A 7245-nucleotide genomic window follows, 5' to 3' on the forward strand; every position below is an offset into this window, starting at 1 on the left:
CTCTCCGGCCGGGCACTTCTGTCGACGCTTCGACGAGGTGGTTCGTCAGGAATCGAAACCGTACGGATCTGCGGGCAACGCCTCGTTCATCGAGGCATCCGCGTATCCACGGCAGTAATCCCACGTGACGTACGCCTCCGGCGCAGGATCGAAAGCGGGTTCGTGCGGACGGACCGTCCCGTCGACCAGCAGCTGGAGCAGGTTCGCCCGCAGCATATCCCAATCGTGGTAGTGGTCCTGGTTGCAGTCCTCGCAGCACACGACGAGGCCGCGGACACCACGCGGAGCCAGCAGCGCCTCGTAGACGGCGAGGTCTGCAAGGTCCTCTTCGACCGCCAGCCGCTCCGACGGGTCCAACGGCTGACCCGGCTCGATCGCGTCCAGCGCGGACGACGGGTCGTCGGGATCTCCAGCGAAGGGGTCCGGTGGCAAACCCGGAGGCAACTGATCACGCACGACACCCACGGTACGCAGTGCGGTGGGGTCTGCGCCAGCCGTAGCGTGTCGGACACGCCGACGGCGGTGCCGTGACAGGGCCGGGCCGCCGGTCCCGGGCAGTCGCGAGGATGCCTGTGGGTTGCGGCATTGGGGAATTGCGGCAACCGATACGATGGCTGGGTGAGCGTACCGTTTGCCCCGGAGTGTTCGGGGAATACTCGCACGGCTCACGACATTGTTCGTCACGACAATGCTGCCCGCGACGCCGTCGTCCCGCCGGTCCGTCGTTCGCGGCAGGATCGTTCGACGCTCAGAACCTGTCGGGCCGGAAATCGTCCGGGCTCGCATCATTTCGACTGGCATGGAGGGTCCGAACCGCATGAGTAGTACCGGAGGGCATGTGCACACCGGGGGCGACGATCCGAACAAGGTCGCAATGCTGGGCCTGACCTTCGACGACGTGCTGCTGCTCCCCGCGGCGTCCGATGTCGTTCCGAGTCGGGTGGACACGTCGAGTCGATTGACGCGCGAGATCCGGCTGCGCATCCCGCTGGTCAGTTCCGCGATGGACACCGTCACCGAGTCGCGCATGGCCATCGCCATGGCCCGCGCAGGCGGCATGGGTGTCCTCCACCGCAACATGTCCGCGGAGGTCCAGGCGGCCCAGGTCGAGACGGTCAAGCGTTCCGAGGCCGGAATGGTCACCGACCCGGTCACCTGCAAGCCGACCGACACACTCGCCGAGGTCGACGCCAAGTGCGCCCGCTTCCGGATCTCGGGATTGCCGGTCACCGACGCGGACGGCCAGCTCGTCGGCATCATCACCAACCGTGACATGCGGTTCGAGGTCGACCAGAACCGGCCGGTCGTCGAGGTCATGACCAAGGCGCCGCTCGTCACCGCCCGCGAGGGCGTCAGTGCGGAAGCCGCGCTGGGGCTGCTGCGTCGCCACAAGATCGAGAAGCTGCCGATCGTCGACGGGCAGGGCAAGCTCACCGGCCTGATCACCGTCAAGGACTTCGTCAAGACCGAGCAGCACCCGAACGCCACCAAGGACCGCGACGGTCGTCTCCTGGTCGGTGCTGCAGTCGGTGTCGGCGACGATTCCTGGACACGTGCGATGTCGCTGACGGACGCCGGCGTCGACGTCCTCGTCGTCGACAGTGCGCACGGCCACTCGGCGGGTGTGCTGGCGATGATCTCCAAGCTCAAGGCCGAAATCGGTGACCGTGTCCAGATCATCGGCGGCAACGTTGCGACCAGGGCCGGAGCCGCCGCCCTCATCGAAGCGGGAGTCGACGCGGTCAAGGTCGGTGTCGGACCCGGCTCGATCTGCACCACCCGCGTCATCGCCGGCGTGGGCGCACCGCAGATCACCGCGATTCTCGAGGCCACCGCGGTCGCGGCGCCGCTCGGTGTCCCCGTGATCGCCGACGGCGGCCTGCAGTTCTCCGGGGACGTCGCCAAGGCACTCGCTGCCGGTGCGTCCACGGCGATGCTCGGTTCGCTGCTTGCCGGAACGGCCGAATCGCCGGGCGAGTTGATCCTCGTCAACGGAAAGCAGTTCAAGAGCTACCGCGGTATGGGTTCACTCGGCGCGATGCAGTCACGCGGCGAGGCCAAGTCGTATTCGAAGGACCGGTACTTCCAGGACGACGTGCTCTCCGAGGACAAACTGGTCCCCGAAGGCATCGAGGGACGGGTTCCGTTCCGGGGACCGCTGCAGCAGGTCACCCACCAGCTCATCGGCGGGCTGCGCGCGGCGATGGGATATGCCGGAGCATCGACGATCGAGCAGTTGCAGACCGCGCAGTTCGTGCAGATCACCGCGGCGGGACTCAAGGAAAGCCACCCGCACGACATCACGATCACCGCGGAGGCGCCGAACTACGCCGCCCGGTAGCGGCGCGCGAACGTCCCGCATCACAACCCGTCCGCGTTCGTGACGGGAAACCGACCTCACACGAGAAAGGGGCGCGCGTGCGCGACCTCGTTGAAATCGGCATGGGCCGCACCGCCCGGCGAACCTACGAGCTGGACGACATCGATATCGTGCCGTCCCGCCGGACGCGGTCTTCCAAGGAGGTGTCGACGGCCTGGCAGATCGATGCCTACCGATTCGACATTCCGCTGCTCGCGCATCCCACCGACGCGCTGGTGTCGCCGACGTTCGCCGTCGAACTCGGCAGGGCCGGTGGCCTGGGAGTCATCAACGGTGAAGGCCTGTGGGGCCGGCACACCGATGTCGACGCGGAGATCGCCAGGCTCGTCGAGCTCGCCGAGACCAATCCGGGTGCCGCGGTGGCGTATCTGCAGAAGTTGCACGCGGCGCCGCTGCGGCCGGAGTTGCTGGCCGCCGCGGTCGGTGAGGTGCGGGATGCGGGTGTGACGACGGCGGTGCGGGTCAGCCCGCAGAATGCGCGTGCGCTGACCCCTGAGCTGGTCAAGGCGGGTATCGACCTGCTGGTCGTTCAGGGCACGATCATCTCTGCCGAGCATGTCGCGCACGGCGAGGACGAGCCGCTCAACCTCAAGACCTTCATTGCCGAACTCGATGTGCCGGTCGTGGCAGGCGGTGTGAGCGATCACCGTACGGCCCTGCATCTGATGCGCACCGGTGCGGCCGGTGTCATCGTCGGCTACGGTTCGACGGCCGGTGCCACGATGACCAGTAGCGCCCTCGGCATCGGGATTCCGATGGCGACCGCGATCGCGGATGCGGCCGCCGCACGCCGCGACTACCTGGACGAAACGGGCGGGCGTTACGTGCATGTCATCGCGGACGGTGACATCGAGACCGCCGGTGATCTGGCGAAGGCGATTGCGTGTGGTGCCGATGCCGCGGTGCTCGGTGCTCCGCTGGCAGTGTCCGCCGAGGCTCCGGGTCGGGGCTGGTACTGGCCGTCCGTCGCGGCGCATCCGTCGATGCCGCGTGGTTCGGTGCTGCAGGTCGAGGTGGACGATCAGCGTCCGGGGCTCGATCGGGTGCTCGGTGGTCCGTCGGACGACCCGTACGGTTCGCTGAACCTCGTCGGTGGGTTGCGCCGGGCGATGGCGAAGTCCGGGTATTCGGATCTCAAGGAGTTCCAGAAGGTGGGCCTGTCGGTTCGTGCCTGACGGGCGCTCTCCGCGTCCGGGCACCTGCGGTTTCTGTTACGCGCGGTACCGGTTAGGGCACCCTTGTGGTGATGGTCACAGGATCGGGGTGCATACTGGCCGGTAACAGCGATGTTCCACGGGTGGAGGTACTCGGATGGCCAAGCAGCGTGTCACGGATTTCCGTGCGACGGACTTCGACGTCCTGATCGTGGGGTCCGGCTTCGGCGGCAGCGTCACGGCGCTGCGCCTGGTCGAGAAGGGGTACCGCGTCGGCGTCCTCGAGGCGGGTCGGCGCTTCGCCGACGCGGACTTCGCGAAGACCAGCTGGGATCTCAAGCGGTTCCTGTGGGCACCGGCCCTCGGCTGCTACGGCATCCAGCGGGTGCACCTCCTGCGCGACGTGATGATTCTCGCCGGCGCGGGGGTCGGGGGCGGTTCGCTGAACTACGCCAACACGCTGTACAAGCCGCCCACCCCGTTCTTCCAGGACCCGCAGTGGCGCGGCATCACCGATTGGGACGCGGAACTGACGCCGCACTACGAGCAGGCCCGCACGATGCTCGGCGTCGTGCGGAACCCGCACATGACCCCGGCCGACGACGTGATCAGGTCTGTCGCCGAGGACATGGGCGTCGGGGACACTTTCATCCAGACACCGGTCGGTGTGTACTTCGGTGAGCCGGGCCGCACCACCGCAGACCCCTACTTCGGCGGGGTGGGCCCCGACCGCACCGGCTGCATCGAATGCGGCGAATGCATGACCGGGTGCCGGCACGGCGCCAAGAACACCCTGGTCAAGAACTACCTCGGGTTGGCCGAGTGGGCCGGCGCGCAGGTGATCCCGATGACTACGGTGACCGGACTCGTCGAGGCACCGGACGGCACCTGGGACGTGCAGACCCGGCGTACCGGAGCCAAGGTGCGCAAGGGGCACCGGACGTACACCGCGGCGAATGTCGTACTCGCCGCCGGTACTTGGGGCACCCAGCATCTGCTGCACGCGATGAAGGACAGTGGTGCGTTGCCGAAGCTGTCGCCGACCCTCGGGGAACTGACCCGGACCAACTCGGAAGCACTGCTCGGCGCGGCGAGACTGAAGGTCGACCCGGACATGGACCTGACCCGGGGTGTCGCGATCACCTCGTCGTTCCATCCGAGCACCGACACCCACATCGAGCCGGTGCGCTACGGCAAGGGGTCCAATGCGATGGGCCTGCTGCAGACCCTGATGACGGACGGTGGTGGTACGACGCCGCGGTTCGTGAAACTCCTCGGGCTGATCGCCCGGAACCCCGCGCAGATGCTGCGGATGCTGTCGGTCAAGAACTGGAGTGAGCGGACCATCATCGCGCTGGTCATGCAGAATCTCGACAACTCCATCACGACGTACACCACGCGCGGACTGCTCGGCCGCCGCAAGGTCACCAGCAAGCAGGGACACGGCGAACCCAACCCGTCGTGGATTCCGGTCGGGAACGAGGCCACCCGGCGGATCGCGGACAAGATCGGCGGTGTCGCGGGCGGCACCTGGGGTGAGGTGTTCAACATCCCGCTCACCGCCCATTTCCTCGGCGGCGCGGTCATCGGCGCCGACCGCGACCACGGCGTCGTCGACCCCTATCACCGGGTGTACGGCTATCCGACCCTCAGTGTCGTCGACGGTGCCGCGGTCTCCGCGAACCTCGGTGTGAATCCGTCGCTGACGATCGCCGCGCAGGCCGAACGGTCCGCGTCGCTGTGGCCGAACAAGGGCGAGAACGACATCCGTCCCGAGCAGGGTGAGCCCTACCGCCGGCTGGACCCGGTCGCCCCGAAAAGCCCGGTGGTGCCTGCCGGTGCGCCCGGCGCGTTGTCGCTGCCGATCGTCGAGATCCGCAGCGGCGCGGACTCGGGTGTCGTGTGACCGGGGTTCGAGTGGCCTGGGTTCGAGTGACAGGGGCAGCCGCTTAGACTGTTCGGGTGTCGCAAACCCAGCAGTCCAGGCCGGTCCTCGTCGTCGACTTCGGAGCCCAGTACGCGCAGCTGATCGCACGGCGCGTCCGTGAGGCGAAGGTCTACTCGGAGGTCGTGCCGCACACGACCACCGTCGAGGAGATCGCGGCCAAGGAGCCGCTCGCGGTCGTGTTGTCCGGCGGTCCGTCCAGTGTGTACGAGGACGGTGCGCCGCGGCTGGATCCGAAACTGTTCGACCTGGGGGTGCCGGTCTTCGGCATCTGCTACGGCTTCCAGGCGATGGCACAGGCGCTCGGCGGGACGGTCGCGCACACCGGCAGCCGCGAGTACGGCCGCACCGAGATGACGGTGAGCGGCGGCACCCTGCACGACGGCCTGCCCGCGACGCAGCCGGTGTGGATGAGCCACGGTGACGGCGTCACCGCCGCGCCGGACGGCTTCGAGGTCACCGCGTCGAGCGTGGGCGCGCCTGTCGCCGCGTTCGAAGATCGTGGCCGCCGACTCGCCGGCGTCCAGTACCACCCGGAGGTTCTGCACTCCCCGCACGGACAGCAGGTGCTCAGCCGCTTCCTGCACGAGATCGCGGGGATTCCCGGCGCGTGGACCGCCGCAAACATCGCCGAGTCGCTCATCGAGCAGGTTCGCGAACAGGTCGGCGACGGCAAGGCCATCTGCGGCCTGTCCGGCGGCGTCGACTCCGCCGTCGCAGCCGCGCTCGTGCAGCGGGCCATCGGCGACCGCCTCACGTGTGTGTTCGTCGATCACGGCCTGATGCGCGCCGGTGAGCGCGAACAGGTCGAGAAGGACTTCGTCGCCGCGACCGGCGCCCGGCTGGTCACGGTCGACGCCGCGGAGACGTTCCTGCGCGAACTGGCCGGGGTGTCCGATCCGGAGACCAAGCGCAAGATCATCGGCCGCGAGTTCATCCGCTCGTTCGAGGGCGCGGTCTCGGAAGTGCTCGGCGAGAGCGCCGCCCACGGCGAGACCGTCGACTTTCTCGTGCAGGGCACGCTGTACCCGGACGTCGTCGAGTCCGGTGGCGGCACCGGAACCGCGAACATCAAGAGCCATCACAATGTCGGCGGCCTGCCCGAGGACCTGCAGTTCACACTGGTCGAGCCGCTGCGTCTGCTGTTCAAGGACGAGGTCCGCGCGGTCGGCCGCGAACTCGGACTCCCGGAGGAGATCGTCGGCCGCCAGCCGTTCCCCGGCCCCGGCCTCGGTATTCGCATCATTGGCGAGGTCACCCAGGACCGTCTCGAGATCCTGCGTCACGCGGATTCCATTGCGCGCGAAGAACTCACCGCGGCCGGTCTCGACGGCCAGATCTGGCAGTGCCCGGTGGTGCTGCTCGCCGACGTCCGCAGCGTCGGTGTGCAGGGTGACGGCCGCACGTACGGTCACCCGATCGTGCTGCGTCCGGTGTCGAGCGAGGATGCGATGACCGCGGACTGGACCCGCCTGCCCTACGAGACGCTCGAACGGATCTCGACCCGGATCACCAACGAGGTCGCGGACGTCAACCGCGTGGTCCTCGACGTGACCAGCAAGCCGCCGGGAACGATCGAATGGGAGTGATCGTCCGGTAGAACACCACTGCTGAACATCACTGCGCCCCCTGGTTGTTGAAAACCGGCTCTTCGCAGTTAGCAGTGGCATTGGCGCCGGCTGGGTGCGACCCGACGTGATCGACGAGTGCAGGCCCACCGTACCCGGCGGCGTTGGTTCTCCGGGGTACGGAACCCGAACGCGATA

General features: G+C 67.9%; 5 protein-coding genes. 4 read left to right on the plus strand and 1 reads right to left on the minus strand.

What is annotated here, in order from left to right; translation table 11 throughout:
• Window positions 1-45 precede the first annotated feature (45 nt).
• A complete protein-coding gene (locus WAX14_RS23545) occupies window positions 46-456 on the minus strand; it encodes a DUF5319 domain-containing protein (protein ID WP_422630457.1) in 411 nt (136 codons plus the stop codon).
• 361 nt (window positions 457-817) lie between these two features.
• On the opposite strand from WAX14_RS23545, the gene guaB reads away from it, so the two are divergent.
• From guaB to guaA, 4 genes are all read left to right on the plus strand, one after another.
• Window positions 818-2341: an IMP dehydrogenase gene (guaB, locus tag WAX14_RS23550; protein ID WP_422630458.1), complete on the plus strand. Its 1524-nt coding sequence runs from the start codon at window positions 818-820 to the stop codon at window positions 2339-2341.
• A 77-nt stretch (window positions 2342-2418) separates the two neighbouring features.
• Window positions 2419-3555: a GuaB3 family IMP dehydrogenase-related protein gene (locus tag WAX14_RS23555; protein ID WP_422630459.1), complete on the plus strand. Its 1137-nt coding sequence runs from the start codon at window positions 2419-2421 to the stop codon at window positions 3553-3555.
• A gap of 136 nt (window positions 3556-3691) precedes the next feature.
• Complete coding sequence (locus tag WAX14_RS23560; RefSeq protein WP_422630460.1) at window positions 3692-5440, plus strand: FAD-dependent oxidoreductase; 1749 nt, start codon at window positions 3692-3694, stop codon at window positions 5438-5440.
• Window positions 5441-5496: 56 nt separating this feature from the next.
• Window positions 5497-7068, plus strand: a complete 1572-nt coding sequence (guaA, locus tag WAX14_RS23565) for a glutamine-hydrolyzing GMP synthase (protein ID WP_422630461.1) — start codon at window positions 5497-5499, stop codon at window positions 7066-7068.
• Window positions 7069-7245 lie beyond the last annotated feature (177 nt).

Origin of the sequence: Rhodococcus sp. (in: high G+C Gram-positive bacteria), assembly GCF_049299235.1 — a bacterium.
GTDB lineage: Bacteria > Actinomycetota > Actinomycetes > Mycobacteriales > Mycobacteriaceae > Rhodococcus.